Raw genomic sequence first — 15,897 nt, 5'->3', positions numbered from 1 at the left:
TCTATAGAACCTACAAAACGAATGCTATTTCAAACCTAATTTCGCAATAGGTTTCATCAACCACAACGACATTTTTCTTAATAACATATCAAAAAATTGCTGTTGTAAAATCCAACAGGTCATCATAGACAACCCAATACACACGATGATTTCAATCAAAATATGACTATCTAATTTCCAATATTTTGAAATAAAAATAACCACAAAACCATGGAGTAAATAAACAGGTAAAGTATTTGTACCAAGTTTAAGAAAACGAGATTGGAACAATTTGATGACAGCGAAAATAGTCACGATCCCCAAGCTTGAAATTGCCATACAACCCAAGCGCATCAGAGTACCGTCAAATGCACTGACTTTAAGTTGTTGATAACTTAAACTTCCATACAACCAGAATTGATTGATTTGGCTCAAATAAACAAAACTAACAATGCCGAATAAAATCAATAATCCAAAGCATTCTGCATAACGAATTGATCGAATATTTTGAATGATTGCTTTGCCATAAACAGCACCAATCACGAAAAACGATAAGAACGTAAAGATTCGCCCAATAGAATATTGATAATTATTCCAAGGGCTTAAACCAATACACAATGCCAAAATCAAAGCAATCCATACTGCAAATTTAGTTTTGATCAGAAAATGCGTCAGCGCTGTCCAAACCATCATGCCAAGCAAATACCACAAAATCCAATAGGGTCTTTCAAATAGGTTCCAATTGATTTGAAATGTACCTGTCCAAATTGCATCAAAAGCAGGAAATAAAATCTGAAATGGAATATATAGTGAGATAAAAAATAAAATATTTTTCATCCAGTTTTTATCTTTAAACAGCATGCCTGAAATAAAAATAAATGCAGGCATATGCACAAAGTAAATTGTCCCCAATACTGTATGCGCAACAGGATCGCTCCAGCCGACCATTCTTTCTAAAAAATGCCCCAATACCACAAGAAAGATCAGAACAGCCTTACTGGTATCTAAATAAGTATCTCTCATGGTTATATTTTTCTATTTAAACAAATTCAATTATATACCTAAAACTTGGAATTGATTTTGATCGACTTCAGCGAGTTGCTGACGATAGATTTTAAAATTTTCCAAATCAAAGCAGACAAAATTAATTTCAGCCAAGCTTTCCGCATCTTGCATATATTCGATCACAGCTTTAATCGCAATTTTAGCGGCTTGATGTTTTGGAAAATGATAAACCCCTGTTGAAATATTCGGGAATGCAACAGTAGCCAATTGATGTTTTTCTGCAAGTTTCAAGCTGTTTAAATATGCACTTTCCAACAATTCATTTTCATCGTCTTGCCCATCATGCCAAGTAGGGCCTACCGTATGAATCACAAAACGACTGGGTAATGTTCCTGCGGAAGTAATGACAGCTTGTCCGACAGCACAACCTCCTTGCCTTGCTCTTATTTTTTGACAATCTTCTAATATTTGGGAGCCCCCTTTACGATGAATCGCTCCATCAACTCCACCACCGCCTAATAAAGAAGTATTGGCAGCATTTACAATCGCATCTACTTTTTGAATCGTAATATCACCTTGAATCAAACGTAGCGTTTTCATTTTCAATATCCTTGTTATTTGTTATCTATTTCAATGCATCGCATTGATTTCATCATACGTTTCAAATACAAACAAGCTCACCATCTATCGAATTGCACTCATCCATAATGCAATTTTCTACTTTAATCAGGTTCATGCTACACTTCTTTCAGTCTTAACTTAGCCAAATTTACAAAATTGCTATGAGCAAAAAGCATCAATACGAACCTGGAGAATTTTATTGGGCATTCTTACAGCCCAAATACTGGGGAATCTGGATTGCCATCGTATTTTTAATGATACTTGCCATCTTGCCATGGGCGATTCAACATCGTTTGGCAACAGTGTTAGGCAATATTGCGTTTAATCGCCTTAAATCACGGCGCAAAACTACGATACGCAACCTAGAAGTCTGTTTTCCAGAATGGTCTACTGAACAAGTCATTGAAAATTCACGCCAAGTTTTTATTGATCAGATGATTGGTGTTTTTGAAACGCTCAATGCATGGTATTCACCAAAATGGTTTAAAAATCGTGTCAGCATTGAAGGTTTAGAACATATCACCCATGCTCAACAACAAGGCAAAGGTGTTCTATTGCTTGGAACACATAGCACCATGCTCGATGCAGGTGGTTATTTATGTGCGCAATTCTTTGAACCTGATGTGGTTTATCGTCCACAAAATAATCCGCTTTTAGATATGTTGATCTATCGTTGTCGTGCAACCATTTATAAAGCGCAAATTGATCATGATGATATGCGTGGGTTGATTCGCCACTTAAAAGAAGGTGATGCGATTTGGTACAGCCCAGATCAAGATTTTGGTTTAAAACAAGGGGTGATGGCGCCATTTTTTGGTACGCCTGCGGCAACTGTTACAGCACATCGTCGTTTATTGAAAATATCGAAAGCTGTCGCTATTCCACTTTATTTTTATCGTGATGGTGATATTAAAAATCCTAAATATCATGTCTTGATTGAACCAGCCGTTGATCCTTTACCGAGTGAAGATGAATTAGATGATGCTATTCGTGTGAATAAAATCATTGAAAATCAGCTTCGTATCGCACCAACGCAATATATGTGGTTTCATCGTCGTTTTAAGACACGTCCTCAAGGTTACGAAAAGATTTATTAAATTGAATTGGTTTAATTTGCTCGAACTGAGCTAGGTGTACAAAAATCGAATGCATAGCTTTCTGTTTTTATCACTGTAACTTGTTTTTATCACTGTAAGTTTTGTGATCGTCATATTAGAGATCTTTTGAATTTTCAATACTTCATAAAAACACAACCCGAGTTCTGCATCCTGCAAAACTCGGGCCTATGAGGTTGTGCTTTCGTGTCTTATTCTTATTTTATTTGGTGATCCATTCCAACATCAAATCCATGATGATTATTCCATCAGCTTCGTCTTCCTTAGCGGGACTCTTCCTTTCCCAATCCGTTTGCCGATGAGTAAAGATTAAGCCCAAATGCATTGTGATACTATCCGCTTAGAGACTAAATCCATGTAAGCTATTTCTTACAAATGTCAGAAATTACAAGTCATTATTGTCTAACAATTTCAGTCAGATCTATAAGGTTTTGTTATTTCATCCGTCACTCTTTTTTCTTCTTTCTCAGCTTTTTCAATTCCTTCTTGAATCGCTTGTTGCGCTTCTTCTTCATCCTCATCTGACTGCTCTAATTCTTCTTGAATCTGTTCAAAAACTCTACCTGTCTGCAAAACCACATAAATTGGAAAATGATCAGATCCAATATGCGGTAGACGTTCCATATGTACTAGAGCAAAATCTGTACTATGAAATAAATGATCTAAAGACCATCTCAAGAATCGATAATCTGCATGAAAAGTATTGATATATCGGCGTCCAACACGAGGATCAAGCAGACCACTAATTCGTTGAAATAATCGAGTAGTACGTGACCATGCAACATCATTCAAATCCCCCATCACGATAGAACTTTCATCTAAGTCTTTAATTTGATCTCCGATGATGAGTAATTCAGCATCACGTAATGTGGAATCTTTGGCTTCAGTTGGACTCGGTGGTTTAGGATGCAAGCAATAAAGTTGTACAGGCTGCCCAGAACGTAAAATAACAGTCGTATGAATAGAAGGAATTTCATCACTCAAAATAAATTTAACATCGGTATCCACCAGTTTTAACTTGCTGTAGAGGTGCATGCCATATAAATTGTCCAAAGGCACAGGTACACGATATGGATAGTGACGTTCAATTTTAGTAAGTTGATTTTGCCAAGTTTGGTCTGTCTCTAATGTCAGCACAATATCTGGTTGATGTTTTTCAATTTGCTCAATCAACAAATGATATTGCTGATTTGGAGTGAGTACATTTGAAACAATAACCGAAATTTGTTGATCGCTATTCAATTGATGTTTTTCAACTTGTTTAACTTGTTTTTTCCATAAGAAGGTATAAGGCAAAACCATTTTCAATTGAAATGCCAACGCTGCGATGAGAAAAAGTAAAATAATTTCTCGGCTTAAATCCCACGGCGTTTTCCAAAATAATAAAAAGGATAAAGCAATAATACCCAATGCCAAAATTTGTAATCTTGGAAAATCTGCACCACGAAACCACCATTCATCACGAGGAATCAGTGACCAAAAACTTAGCCAAATCACAATACCTGCCAACACTTCAATCCAAATCATATTTTGTCACTCTTATATTCTTAATTTTTTATTCATTCATAAATTAATATCAATTTTGCATGTATCATAAACAAGATATATTGCACAATATAGTTGTGTTTTCATTGTGTATGCTATTGCAGTTACACGCCCTTTTGATACACTCAAGCCCCTTTTATTTTTTAACGCACCGAGGCAAAGTGACATGAAAGTAGGTCTGGTCGGTTGGCGCGGGATGGTTGGTTCCGTCCTTATGCAACGTATGGTTGAAGAGAATGATTTTGCTCATTTTGAGCCGTTCTATTTCTCTACCAGTAATGCAGGTGGTGAAGCCCCTGCTTTTGGTGGTAAAACTGCTCCAGCACTTATGGAAGCGACGGACATTACCAGTCTGAAGCAAATGGATGTCATTATTACCTGCCAAGGTGGCGATTATACATCTGAAGTTTTCCCAAAGCTAAAAGCTGAAGGTTGGAATGGTTACTGGATCGATGCTGCATCTACATTACGTATGGATGATGAAGCGATTATCGTACTTGATCCTGTGAACTTAAATGTGATCAAAGATGGTTTAGTCAATGGCACTAAAACATTTGTTGGTGGTAACTGTACAGTTTCATTGATGTTGATGGGTATGGGTTCATTATTCCAACAAAACTTAGTGGAATGGATGACTGCGATGACTTACCAAGCGGCTTCTGGCGCTGGTGCGCAGAATATGCGTGAGTTAATCACAGGTATGGGTTATTTGTATAACAATACCAAAGACTTACTAGATGACCCTCGTTCAGCTATTTTAGATATTGATGGTAAAATTGCTGAGTTACAACGTGGCGAAGGCTTCCCTTCTGCAAACTTTGGTGTGCCTTTAGCTGGTTCATTGATTCCTTATATCGACAAGCAGCTTGAAAATGGTCAATCGAAGGAAGAATGGAAAGGTCAAGTTGAAACCAACAAGATTTTAAGCAATTCTCAAATCGTTCCTATTGATGGTCACTGTGTCCGTATTGGTGCAATGCGTTGCCATTCTCAAGCTTTAACATTGAAATTGAAGAAAGATGTACCGCTTGATGAAATTGAAGACATGATTCGTCAGTCTAATCAATGGGCAAAAGTGGTTCCAAATACTCGTGAAGCATCAATGACTGATCTTACTCCAGTCGCGGTAACAGGAACTTTATCTGTACCTGTAGGTCGTTTACGTAAGCTCAATATGGGTAAAGAGTATTTAGGCGCTTTCACTGTAGGTGACCAACTTCTTTGGGGTGCAGCTGAACCTTTACGTCGTATGTTGCGTATTTTAATTGACTATAAAAATAGTTAAAATCGCAAAAATAAGTGAAACATTAAATGAGCCGGTCTATCTTGATCGGCTTTTTTATGTAACTATATTTATGTAACTAGAGTGTTAATATTTTACATTTAGAATACAGCTAGGTATTGTATCATTCCAATGCCTTATACTTCGTCAGAGCAATGGATAGAGATGACTGTATATAACAAATTAAAAATCGCCATTTTAACCATCATGACTTCGCAAGCAGCGAGTGCAATCACGCTCACCCCTATTCAAATTCAATCTGGGTCTGGTGATTTATTGTATGCAGAAATGAAGTTTAGTAATGCAAATCCTAACGAAAAGATCGAAGTAGGTTTGGCGGATACAGAAGACATGATGAGTGTCGGATTTGCCAATCAACCGCCTGGGCATTTAAACTTCTATACACGACGTTCTAATGACGGTACTGGGGTAATTGTCATTACCTCATCTCGTCCAATGGTTGACGCTGAACTGAATATTTTATTAAAAGTAAAAGAAGGAAGTGCGACACATCTTCAACAAATAAAAACAGCTTTGACTCGTGGTCGCCCAAACCCTCCAACAGCTCAGCTCAATGCGACAAGGAATGAAAAGTTACTGACCCCTCAAATGATTGTCAGTGAGAAAGATATTGCACTCAATTTACCAAGCAGTACTTCATATCAGACGAATAGTGCTATCACTACATCTACGCCAAGCACTGTAAAATCGATATCATCTACAAACACTCAACGACCATTGGTCATTAGTGTTGCTACACCACCGACATTACAAAGTCTACAAAAAGCAGCAACTCAAGTCACAACGTCAAATCCAGTGACAACATCGAATAACAATAAGAGCAATACTCAAACAATTACCCAACAAGCAGTTGTAACGCCAGTAAATGCAACTCAGCCCATTCAAAACGTACAAAAAATGGAACAGAAACCAGAAGTAGCAACCATCAAACCTAAAGTTGAGACGGCTAAAACTGAAACTACAAAAGCCAAACCTGAAGTAACAAAGAGCGAATCAGAAAAACCTCAAACTGAGACAACTAAAACAGAAACTGCAAAAGCAGAACCAGCTAAAGTTAAAACTGAGACCGCCAAAACAGAACCTGCAAAAGCGAAACCTAAAACTGAAAATGCAAAAGCAGCACCATCAGCTAAACAACAAATCAAAAACAACAATAATGATCCAGGACATGTTGTACAAGCCAATGAATCATTATGGACAATTGCGTCAAGAATTGCCGCTGAAACACATCAAAGTATTCCAGAAGTCATGAAGCAGATTAAAGAAAATAATGCCAATGCCTTTATTCAGGGTGATATCAATCGTATTCGTCGTGGTGCTGCGTTAAATTTAGCAGCAAGCTATAAACAGACACCTCAAGTTAAATATAAGACACCGACTGCACCAATTACGACCCGAAAACAGTCAGGCTCTGCAAAGTATCGTTTAGATCAGGCTGAAATGAGTTTAATTGCTGATAATGAGCAAAATTCATCACAAGGTTCTGCAAAGAAAAATATACAGGCGAATCAGACAAATACTGAATTATCTACAAAAGTTATGACATCCCGTGAAAAAACGGTTAAATTACAGAATAAGGTGACTCAACTTGCTTCAGCTTTACAAGAAAAGAACCGACGAATTCAACTATTAAATGCTCGGCTTGCTCAGTTGCAACAGCAATTACAGCAACAAAATGTAAAACAGCCAAAGAGTTAGATTGTATTTAGGATATTGATTCATTGTACTCAATGAAGGGGAAATAAAATGTTGTTGTATGTGATTCCATTTATTTTACTATTGGTTGTTGCCATCGTTTTAAAAAAACGTGAAGACGCCAATAAAGAAAATACCAGTTCTAACGCAAGCAACAAAAAGAATAACAATAAAAAGACTGCGAAGAAAAATGTAGCACGTACTGCGCGCAGCACTACTTCTCAACGACAAACTGCTGTTGTTAAAGAAGATGTTATTATTCAACAAATAGCAAAACCTTTAAACCCTGAATTAAAAGCCAATATTGAAAAATTAATTGCGGCTAAAAATTATTTTTCTGCTGAAGCAAAAATCAACCAAGCATTAAATCAAGACAATGCACAACATGAACTTTATCTTTATTTAGTTGATATACATTTAGCGCAAAAAGATGAGTTTGCCGTTAATCAATTGATTAATCATATTCGCTCATTGGGTTTAGATGAAATCGTTGCACAAGCTGAAGATAAACAGAAAGCAGCTCAGGCAGAAAACCCAATTGAATCCATTGCATTTGAGCCAGCTACCTCGAATACAACCGAAACAAATAAGAATCATGCTGCTTTTGATGCTTTAATTGATCAACCAGCAACAACAGAACAACCAGCGCAAGATTCTCTTGAGTTTGTTACAACAGATGTTGATAACACCTCAAATGACTCACTAAAAGAACAAGTTCAACCTTTAGACTTTAACCTTGAATCAATCACTCAAAAAGAAACGAAGCCAACTGCTGATTTTTCTTTTGAAGCACCTGCACCTGTTGAAGAAACAAAAACCGCAACAATTGCACCTTTAGAATTTAGCTTTAGTCCAAACGAAACTGCCACGCCTATTGTAGATGACAAACCAGCAGTAGAAATTGCAACCGAATTCAAACTCGACTTTGCTGAACCAATCGTTACACCGCCAGTTGAAGAAAAAACTAGCGAAAGCGAAACAACTGTTACACATGCAAATGAATTAGAATTTACATTTACCCCGAACGAAGAAGTTGCAACGCAGCCAGCCTTTAGCTTTGATTTAGATCAGAAAACAGAGCAAGTAGAAACAACATCTCCAGTATTAAATTTTGAAACAGCACCCACTGCAACTGAAATCAGTGCAACTACTGATTCAAATGATCCGCTGATTCAAGCATTCCCTGAATTGGCTGAAGTGAATGAAATTCAATTAGATTTAGATCTTGCTCAGCAATACATTGATTTAGGTGCATATGCATCTGCACGTGAACTTCTTTCACAAAATGAATCAAAATATACGACCGAGCAACGTCAATTGTCTCAAACATTACTCAATCGAATAGCTTCTTAAATTTATTCGTTTTAAGATAAAGCAGTCATTCATGGCTGCTTTTTTATTATGAACAAAAAAATTGCTTTAATTTATATGGGGGGAACTTTTGGCTGTGTAGGTGAGCCTTTAGCACCGATGCCAGAAGCAGAATTTCTACCTCGACTACAACGCATACTTCCAACGCATCTTAAAATCGAGTGCTTTAAAGCTCCGAGTATCAAAGACAGTAGCGCATGTACTGCTTTAGATTGGCTTAAACTCATCCAGCAAATCCAAAGCCTGCAACTCCAAAACTTTCAACACTTTGTTGTGATTCACGGGACGGACACACTCAGTTATGCGGCAGCAACGCTTTCACGATTCCTTGCTGAATCTTGTCACGTGGTACTCACAGGGAGTCAATATCCTCTATTGAATCTTTCAGGTGAAAATACGCGTGAATTCACAGATGCTATTGATAATTTAAATACAGCATTAGAAGCAGTCATCAATCTCCCTGTAGGTGTCTATCTTGCCTTTTTCCACCAAGTGATGCATGCGCGAACTGTATTAAAAACCCATAGCACAGCACTTGATGCGTTTAAAGGACAGAAAGCGGATCAAGAAATGAATATTGATTCTCAGGTCATCAATGTACAACTTTCACATTTTGAAAAAGCCAAAACACTGAATATCATCAATTGGATGATGTTACCGATCGAACAAGAACAGCTCGCCAGTAATTTAGATTTAATTCTATCCAAGCCACCTCATTTTTTGATTATTCAAGCTTATGGTGTTGGTAATCTTGCTGTAAATGATCAAATTATCGAAAAAATTAAAGCATTACAACTCAACAATTGCCAAGTAATTTTAGCTACACAAGTCCCATTAGGTGGCATAGATCAACGCTATGCAGTGAGTCAGTGGATTAAAGATTCAAAGATTTTGGTCAGTGATGCACTGAGTCAAGCAGATCTTTATGCCAAAATCCTCAAAATTTATTTACAATACCCAACTTCGGAACAATGGCATGACCATTGGTATGATCGTCCTGAATAGAGGTTTTTATGCAACGCTTTGCAATTGGTATTGAGTTTTGTGGCATTCGTTATAAGGGTTGGCAAACTCAACAAGCAGGTGTGCGAAGCATTCAGGAAACGATGGAAAAGGTGCTGAGTAAAATTGCGGATGAACCGATTATTTTACACGGTGCAGGTCGCACGGATGCAGGTGTACATGCGACCAATATGGTGGCGCATTTTGATACCAATGCAATCCGCCCAATGCGTGGTTGGCTCATGGGTTCAAATAGCCAATTACCGAAAGACATTTCCATCCAATGGATTAAGGAAATGGATCACGATTTCCATGCTCGTTTTAAAGCGCAAGCACGGCGTTATCGTTATGTGGTGTACCAATCTGCAAATCGCCCTGCTTTACTCCATAAACAGGTGACACATGCATTCTATCCACTCGATGTAGATAAGATGATTAAAGCTGCTCAGAAATTTGAAGGTACACATAATTTTGAAAGCTTCCGTGCTGCGGCATGCCAATCGAATCAACCTGTTCGCCATGTTAAGCACTGCCGCTTAATTCGCCATGGTAATTATTTGGTTTTAGATATTCAAGCTGATGGTTTCTTACATCACATGGTGCGCAACATCATGGGTTGCTTATTGGAAATCGGTCAAGGGATGTATGAGGTGGATCATATCGATCAAATCTTTGCGGCTGAAGACCGTAAGGCTGCGGGAATCACTGCACCACCAGATGGCTTGTATTTCATCCATGCTGATTATCCTGAGCAATTTGAATTGCCGAAAACGCCTTTAGGGCCACATTGGCTGAATATGCCTGAGTAATTTATTTTAGAATTCTTGCCTCACCCTTCCATTTCAAAAAGTGGAATTCCTCCCTTTTACATAGGGAGGTTAGAGGAGATTTCTCAACGTTGCTTACGCTTTCTATATTCCACTGGCGTTTCATTGGTCCAACGTTTAAATGCACGATAGAAGGTACTTGGCTCAGAAAAACCTGTTAAATAAACAATACGTTCTACGCTTTCATTGGTATTTGCCAATAATTTCTTAGCCAAACGACAACGATAGTCAGAAAGAATTTGCTGGAAACTGGTATTTGCTTCAGAAAGCTGAGTACGTAAACGACGTGGTGTAATGCTGAGTTGTGCTGCAACCGTTTCAAGTGTGGTTTCACCACTTTCTAAAGTTGAACCTATAGCACGGCGTACTTCACCTACAAGGTCATAACGAGCAAGTTCTTGTAACTTTTCCAAAGCCAACTGCTCATGTAGCTGTAATAGCTCAGGTTCAGCTTGCCACAATGGATAATCTAAAATCGATGGATCAAAATACAAACGTGTTTCTTTCTGCCCTAAACTAACAGGACATTCGTAAACACGGAAATATTCTGCATCGGAAGCACCTTGGCTGAAATTGAAGTCGATATAAATCGGTTCAAAACGCCCTTCAGTAATAAATTTAAAAAACCGTAAAATGCCTGAAAGTGCGCATTCTGAGAAATGACGATTAACAATATTATCTCCCCAAGGCTGTTCACCATTGGTTAAATAACAACGCCCATTATCATCAATCACGAGGCTCGCATGAAAAGCATCACTAATTAAACGTTGATAGGCCAAAGCTCGCTTGAGCCCTTCACCAAAGTTTTCACTTGAAATAAACAAGTGTTCAATCACTTGGCCTCGATAAAGAGGTAAATGCTCACCGAGATGTAACCCGATGTCAGGATCATGGCTCACTTCCTCAGCCGCTGTCCAAAAAGCATATTGTGCATTAAGCGGAGTACGTGCATTTTGATCAACTTGATTTAATGTCACTCCCGCCTTGGATAATATTTCTTCTGTCGGCAATCCTGCACGACGGATCGCTTGATAGCCTAATCGTAAAACAACCGAAGCATCAGTTAGCTGACTCACGCAGTGCCCTTCCTTGTATGTTATTCATTTATACTTAAATCATCAGATTTAGATTACAGTCGATTGGCTAAACTGACAATATTTATCCGCTTTTTTTTGTAGAAATTGTTTAACAATATGTTCGCCTATTTTCAAGTCATCTGCGGCCTTGTAAAGTCGAATAATCTTGTCTTTCTATAAAAAATTGCCTATAATTTGCGCCTTTCCAATTTGATCATCAGGTAGGCTATGGCCAATAAAGAGGAACTTATCGAGTTCGAAGGCGTTGTCACCGAAACGCTTCCTAATACTATGTTCCGTGTACGTCTAGAAAACGGTCACGAAGTGATTGCTCACATTTCTGGTAAAATGCGTAAACACTATATTCGTATTTTAACTGGCGACAGTGTTAAAGTCGAAATGACACCATATGACTTAACAAAAGGTCGTATTACTTATCGTGCACGCTAAGTTTTAGCGGAAGCAAAAGCCACTTTGAGGTGGCTTTTTCATTCTCACGATCATTCTTATTCTGCTCATCGATCGATTGCTATCGTTTAGCAAGCCATTTTTTCACACTCTAAAACTTGAATACTTCATCATTGATGATGTTTTTCAATTCTTTAGGTGACATTTTAAATTGATTAAAGTTAAAGCAATGATTGATTCTAAAGCATAAACTTTATCTATCTCCTTTCTTCCTTATGTCTGAAAATATTGAAGTCAATTTTATTGATGAATGATTCAATTCATTTTCAGTGCAGATCATTCAATATTTTCATATTCTGCTAAAGACTTGAAGTCAAAATATCCAACTCTATAGACTACGCCCGTTTGTCTATTCTTCAGCATTCACATTAACTGTAATTTGTTTATTTATTGCACTCAGACTACACTATTTAGCAATAGAGTGATATGCCTTGGAGTGCGACGATGAAGTTAACTCAACAGCTTTTAGTGGCAATGTCTTTTTCAGTCCTTTTAGCAGGATGCCAAACAAGTACAACTCGGCAAGTCAATTTAGATGAATATTTACAACAATTTATTGGCTCTAGCAGTTCAGACATTCAAAAGAACTTAGATTTTAAAGCATTGGGTTACCAAACCACCAAAGATGTACAAAGTAGCGACTCAATGCTCAGCTATACCATTCTCAGACCGCTGAGCATACCAATGGCTGGTAGCAATGCAACCGTAGGTACAAATGCGATGGGCGCGCCTGTGATTCGTTATGACACGACAGCAATCCCGACTTATGATATTAATTTTAATTGTAAAGTGACCTTTATACTTAAAGATGGTATTGCACAATCTATTCAGTATTTAGGTAAGGCTTGTTAACCCTGCAGTGAATCGCTTTACTTGAAATATTTAAACTAAAAGTAAATACTAAGATCAGCTTCATTTTCAGAAAAAGGCAATGAATAAAATATTTACTCATCTAAGCGTTCTATTCTGTTGCATATATTTAGTATCATGTACTTCGCTATCCCAACAAAGAAATGCGCCTATTCACCAATATGTACAACCATTCATTGGTAAAACAGTCACAGATATTCAGCAACAATTTGATTTAAAAGAGATCGGTATTCAGCCCAAAAAAGCCGCTGTACAAAAAGAAAACCAATTGATCTATGTCTTTGAAAGAGATGTTCCAACGTCAATGCCTTCAGGAGTATCAGTTCTCGACCAACACGGTAAATTGCTTCCGACCCAAATGGGGAGTACTGCAAATTCTTATCAAAACCGAATGTCATGTAATATTATTTTTAATATCGAAAATGGCATGGCCAAATCCTATCAACTCAAAGGTAGAGCCTGTTAATAACGCAATAAAAAACACAGCCGAAGCTGTGTTTTTTATTTAAAATTCAAACTGAAAGCTTAAGCAATTGCAGTAACAACCGCATCGCCCATTTCAGAAGTACCAACTTTATTCATACCTTCAGACATAATGTCGCCAGTACGTAAACCTTGATCTAAAACTTGACCTACAGCATCTTCAATTGCTTTAGCTGCCACTTCTTCACGGAAGGTATAACGAAGCATCATCGCAACAGAAAGAATGGTTGCTAATGGATTTGCAACATTTTGACCTGCAATATCAGGTGCTGAACCATGACATGGCTCATACATACCTTTGCCATTTTCATCCAATGATGCAGATGGCAACATACCAATCGAACCTGTTAGCATTGCTGCTTCATCAGACAAGATGTCACCAAACAAATTGCCTGTCACAATCACATCAAACTGTTTTGGCGCACGTACCAACTGCATTGCGGCATTATCAACATACATATGCGATAAGTTAATTTCAGGATACTGCTCTTCTTTCATTGCAGTCACTGTTTGTTTCCAAAGCTCAGTCACTTCAAGTACATTGGCTTTATCTACAGAACACACTTTACCGCCACGTAAATTTGCCATTTCAAAAGCAACTTTGGCAATACGCTTAATTTCAGACTCAGAATAAACGTCAGTATTAAAACCTTGTTTTTCACCATTTTCGAGTTCACGAATACCACGTGGTTGACCGAAATAGATTCCACCTGTTAATTCACGAACAATGAGTATGTCTAAACCAGAAACAATCTCAGGTTTTAAACTTGATGCATCTGCCAATTGCGGATAAAGAATTGCTGGGCGTAAGTTTGCGAATAAATTCAATTCACTACGAATTTTTAATAAACCACGTTCAGGGCGAATTGAGCGTTCAATATTGTCCCACTTAGGGCCACCCACCGCACCAAGTAAGATTGCATCTGCTTTTTGAGCTTGTTCTGCTGTTACTGCGGGGTAAGGTTCACCATGTGCATCAATGGCTGAACCGCCCAATAAACCGTGTTCCCACGTTAACCCTAAATTAAATTTTTCATTGACACGTGTAAGTACTTTTTCAGCAGCAGCAACGATCTCTGGACCAATACCATCACCTGCCAAGATCAAAATTTGTTTAGACATTTGTCGTTCCGATTATATGTAACAGCTTAACTGTTGTTTGAGATTAAATTTTTTGTTCTACAAATTCGCTGACACCTGTTACCGCATTATGCGGACGGCAAAAACGGCGAATTGTACGATTTTCTTGAATCATATCTACACAAAGTGGTGTAGGAGCAGAAACATTGAGCAAACTGCCTGAATTTGATGATCTTTGACGATACATTTTAAATGTATAGGTCTGATTGCCTTCAAATTGATGAATCACGTGAAATACTTCAGCATGTTCTTTAGTAATTGGGTAAAACCGAATCACCATTTCATATTGCTGAGGCGGAATCGTTAAATACACACCATTTTGATCCAAAGGTTCACCTGTTAATTTGAGATAACCTTTATCAATGGCTTTACGATTTGCCCGTGCTACATTTTCATCAACGATGACTAAATCATTTAATCGTGCAAATTCACAGTGTTCTGCGCCTGAACAATAAACAGCAACAGTATTTTGACTATGATGCTGTTTTTCAGCTTTTTTAATTCTCATCAAATCAACCATTTGGGTTGATTGGCAAGCACTCAAGACTAAGCTCGATAAACCAATTATAACGCTGTAGCCTAAAACCTTAGTCATTGTTCAAACCCAACCTTGCTTCACTGAGTAAACATTCATTTTTTATGTTCAATATGTTAACAAGACTTGGGCTTTCACGCTATGTGTAAAGTGTGAGTGGCACATTAAGCCTTAATTTCAGCAAACACCCAAGGACGTGATTGCTTGGTTTTTTCTTCATAAGCACGGATATCATCGGCTGCTTGTAAAGTTAAACCAATATCATCCAAACCATTCAATAAACAATGTTTACGGAATGGATCAACCTCAAATTTGAATGCCTCACCAGAAGGTGTACGCACTTCTTGCGCTTCCAAATCGATGGTCAGTTGATAACCTTCATTGGCAGCACACTCTTTGAATAATTGATCAACAATCGCTTCAGACAAAATGACAGGTAACATGCCATTTTTAAAGCTGTTATTAAAGAAAATATCGGCATAACTCGGTGCAATCACAGTACGGAAACCGTACTCTTCCAATGCCCACGGCGCATGCTCACGACTTGAACCACAACCGAAGTTTGCACGTGAAATAAGCACTGTTGCACCTTGATAACGTGGTTGATTCAAAGCAAAATCTGGATTTTTAGGACGTTTAGAAATATCTTGCCCTAAATAGCCTTCATCTAAATAACGTAATTCATCAAATAAGTTGTCACCAAATCCAGTACGTTTGATTGATTTCAAGAACTGTTTTGGAATGATTAAATCTGTATCTACATTGGCACGGTCTAATGGTGCAACGATACCTTGTTCAACGGTATAAGCTTTCATGTCTTTTCCTAAAGAATTTCATTACTTTAAATCTCCCCTAACCCCTC

At 37.8% G+C, this 15,897-nt stretch carries 16 protein-coding genes; 9 read left to right on the top strand and 7 right to left on the bottom strand.

Annotation, left to right across the window (positions count from 1 at the left end; translation table 11 throughout):
- Window positions 1-24 precede the first annotated feature (24 nt).
- Together GGG_RS0109670 and GGG_RS0109665 are read right to left on the bottom strand one after the other, a co-directional pair.
- Window positions 25-1,002: an acyltransferase family protein gene (locus GGG_RS0109670; RefSeq protein ID WP_010114378.1), complete on the bottom strand. Its 978-nt coding sequence runs from the start codon at window positions 1,000-1,002 to the stop codon at window positions 25-27.
- A gap of 30 nt (window positions 1,003-1,032) precedes the next feature.
- Entirely contained in the window at window positions 1,033-1,584 is a 552-nt protein-coding gene (locus tag GGG_RS0109665; RefSeq protein WP_010114376.1) for an O-acetyl-ADP-ribose deacetylase, read from the bottom strand.
- A gap of 182 nt (window positions 1,585-1,766) precedes the next feature.
- Here GGG_RS0109665 and GGG_RS0109660 point away from each other — a divergent pair, with 182 nt between their 5' ends.
- Window positions 1,767-2,702: a lauroyl acyltransferase gene (locus GGG_RS0109660; RefSeq protein ID WP_010114374.1), complete on the top strand. Its 936-nt coding sequence runs from the start codon at window positions 1,767-1,769 to the stop codon at window positions 2,700-2,702.
- Window positions 2,703-3,131: 429 nt separating this feature from the next.
- Here GGG_RS0109660 and GGG_RS0109650 read toward each other — a convergent pair whose 3' ends face one another.
- The gene (locus GGG_RS0109650) at window positions 3,132-4,247 is read right to left on the bottom strand and encodes an endonuclease/exonuclease/phosphatase family protein (RefSeq protein WP_010114372.1); all 1,116 of its coding nucleotides are present in this window, start codon (window positions 4,245-4,247) and stop codon (window positions 3,132-3,134) included.
- Between the two features lie 184 nt (window positions 4,248-4,431).
- Here GGG_RS0109650 and asd point away from each other — a divergent pair, with 184 nt between their 5' ends.
- The 5 genes from asd (at window position 4,432) to truA (ending at window position 10,445) form a co-directional block, all read left to right on the top strand.
- Window positions 4,432-5,550 (top strand): aspartate-semialdehyde dehydrogenase, encoded by a 1,119-nt coding sequence (gene asd / locus GGG_RS0109645; protein ID WP_010114370.1) that lies wholly within the window; start codon window positions 4,432-4,434, stop codon window positions 5,548-5,550.
- A 162-nt stretch (window positions 5,551-5,712) separates the two neighbouring features.
- The gene (locus tag GGG_RS0109640; RefSeq protein WP_010114369.1) at window positions 5,713-7,266 is read left to right on the top strand and encodes a hypothetical protein; all 1,554 of its coding nucleotides are present in this window, start codon (window positions 5,713-5,715) and stop codon (window positions 7,264-7,266) included.
- Window positions 7,267-7,314: 48 nt separating this feature from the next.
- Window positions 7,315-8,616, top strand: coding sequence for a hypothetical protein (locus GGG_RS0109635; RefSeq protein WP_010114368.1), 1,302 nt, complete (start codon window positions 7,315-7,317; stop codon window positions 8,614-8,616).
- Between the two features lie 48 nt (window positions 8,617-8,664).
- Window positions 8,665-9,639 carry an asparaginase domain-containing protein gene (locus GGG_RS0109630; protein ID WP_010114367.1) on the top strand — a complete coding sequence of 325 codons (975 nt, stop codon included), beginning with the start codon at window positions 8,665-8,667 and terminating at the stop codon, window positions 9,637-9,639.
- Between the two features lie 8 nt (window positions 9,640-9,647).
- Entirely contained in the window at window positions 9,648-10,445 is a 798-nt protein-coding gene (gene truA / locus GGG_RS0109625) for a tRNA pseudouridine(38-40) synthase TruA (RefSeq protein ID WP_010114366.1), read from the top strand.
- A gap of 83 nt (window positions 10,446-10,528) precedes the next feature.
- On the opposite strand, the gene GGG_RS0109620 is transcribed toward truA, so the two are convergent.
- Window positions 10,529-11,539: an AraC family transcriptional regulator gene (locus tag GGG_RS0109620; RefSeq protein ID WP_010114365.1), complete on the bottom strand. Its 1,011-nt coding sequence runs from the start codon at window positions 11,537-11,539 to the stop codon at window positions 10,529-10,531.
- 228 nt (window positions 11,540-11,767) lie between these two features.
- On the opposite strand from GGG_RS0109620, the gene infA reads away from it, so the two are divergent.
- The 3 genes from infA to GGG_RS0109605 all read left to right on the top strand — a co-directional run bounded on the left by infA (window position 11,768) and on the right by GGG_RS0109605 (window position 13,343).
- Window positions 11,768-11,989 (top strand): translation initiation factor IF-1, encoded by a 222-nt coding sequence (infA, locus tag GGG_RS0109615; RefSeq protein WP_001284370.1) that lies wholly within the window; start codon window positions 11,768-11,770, stop codon window positions 11,987-11,989.
- A gap of 462 nt (window positions 11,990-12,451) precedes the next feature.
- Window positions 12,452-12,859, top strand: a complete 408-nt coding sequence (locus GGG_RS0109610; protein ID WP_010114228.1) for a hypothetical protein — start codon at window positions 12,452-12,454, stop codon at window positions 12,857-12,859.
- A 79-nt stretch (window positions 12,860-12,938) separates the two neighbouring features.
- A complete protein-coding gene (locus GGG_RS0109605) occupies window positions 12,939-13,343 on the top strand; it encodes a hypothetical protein (protein WP_010114227.1) in 405 nt (134 codons plus the stop codon).
- Window positions 13,344-13,402: 59 nt separating this feature from the next.
- Here GGG_RS0109605 and leuB read toward each other — a convergent pair whose 3' ends face one another.
- From leuB to leuD, 3 genes are all read right to left on the bottom strand, one after another.
- Window positions 13,403-14,482, bottom strand: coding sequence for a 3-isopropylmalate dehydrogenase (gene leuB, locus GGG_RS0109600; protein WP_010114225.1), 1,080 nt, complete (start codon window positions 14,480-14,482; stop codon window positions 13,403-13,405).
- Window positions 14,483-14,525: 43 nt separating this feature from the next.
- Window positions 14,526-15,095, bottom strand: a complete 570-nt coding sequence (locus GGG_RS0109595; protein WP_010114223.1) for a hypothetical protein — start codon at window positions 15,093-15,095, stop codon at window positions 14,526-14,528.
- A 104-nt stretch (window positions 15,096-15,199) separates the two neighbouring features.
- Complete coding sequence (gene leuD, locus GGG_RS0109590; protein ID WP_010114222.1) at window positions 15,200-15,850, bottom strand: 3-isopropylmalate dehydratase small subunit; 651 nt, start codon at window positions 15,848-15,850, stop codon at window positions 15,200-15,202.
- Between the last annotated feature and the right edge of the window lie 47 nt (window positions 15,851-15,897).

The organism is Acinetobacter sp. P8-3-8 (assembly GCF_000214135.1).
Taxonomy (GTDB): Bacteria; Pseudomonadota; Gammaproteobacteria; order Pseudomonadales; family Moraxellaceae; genus Acinetobacter.
Note: the sequence above shows the minus strand (reverse complement) of the source record. Positions and strands in the feature narration are given on the sequence as shown.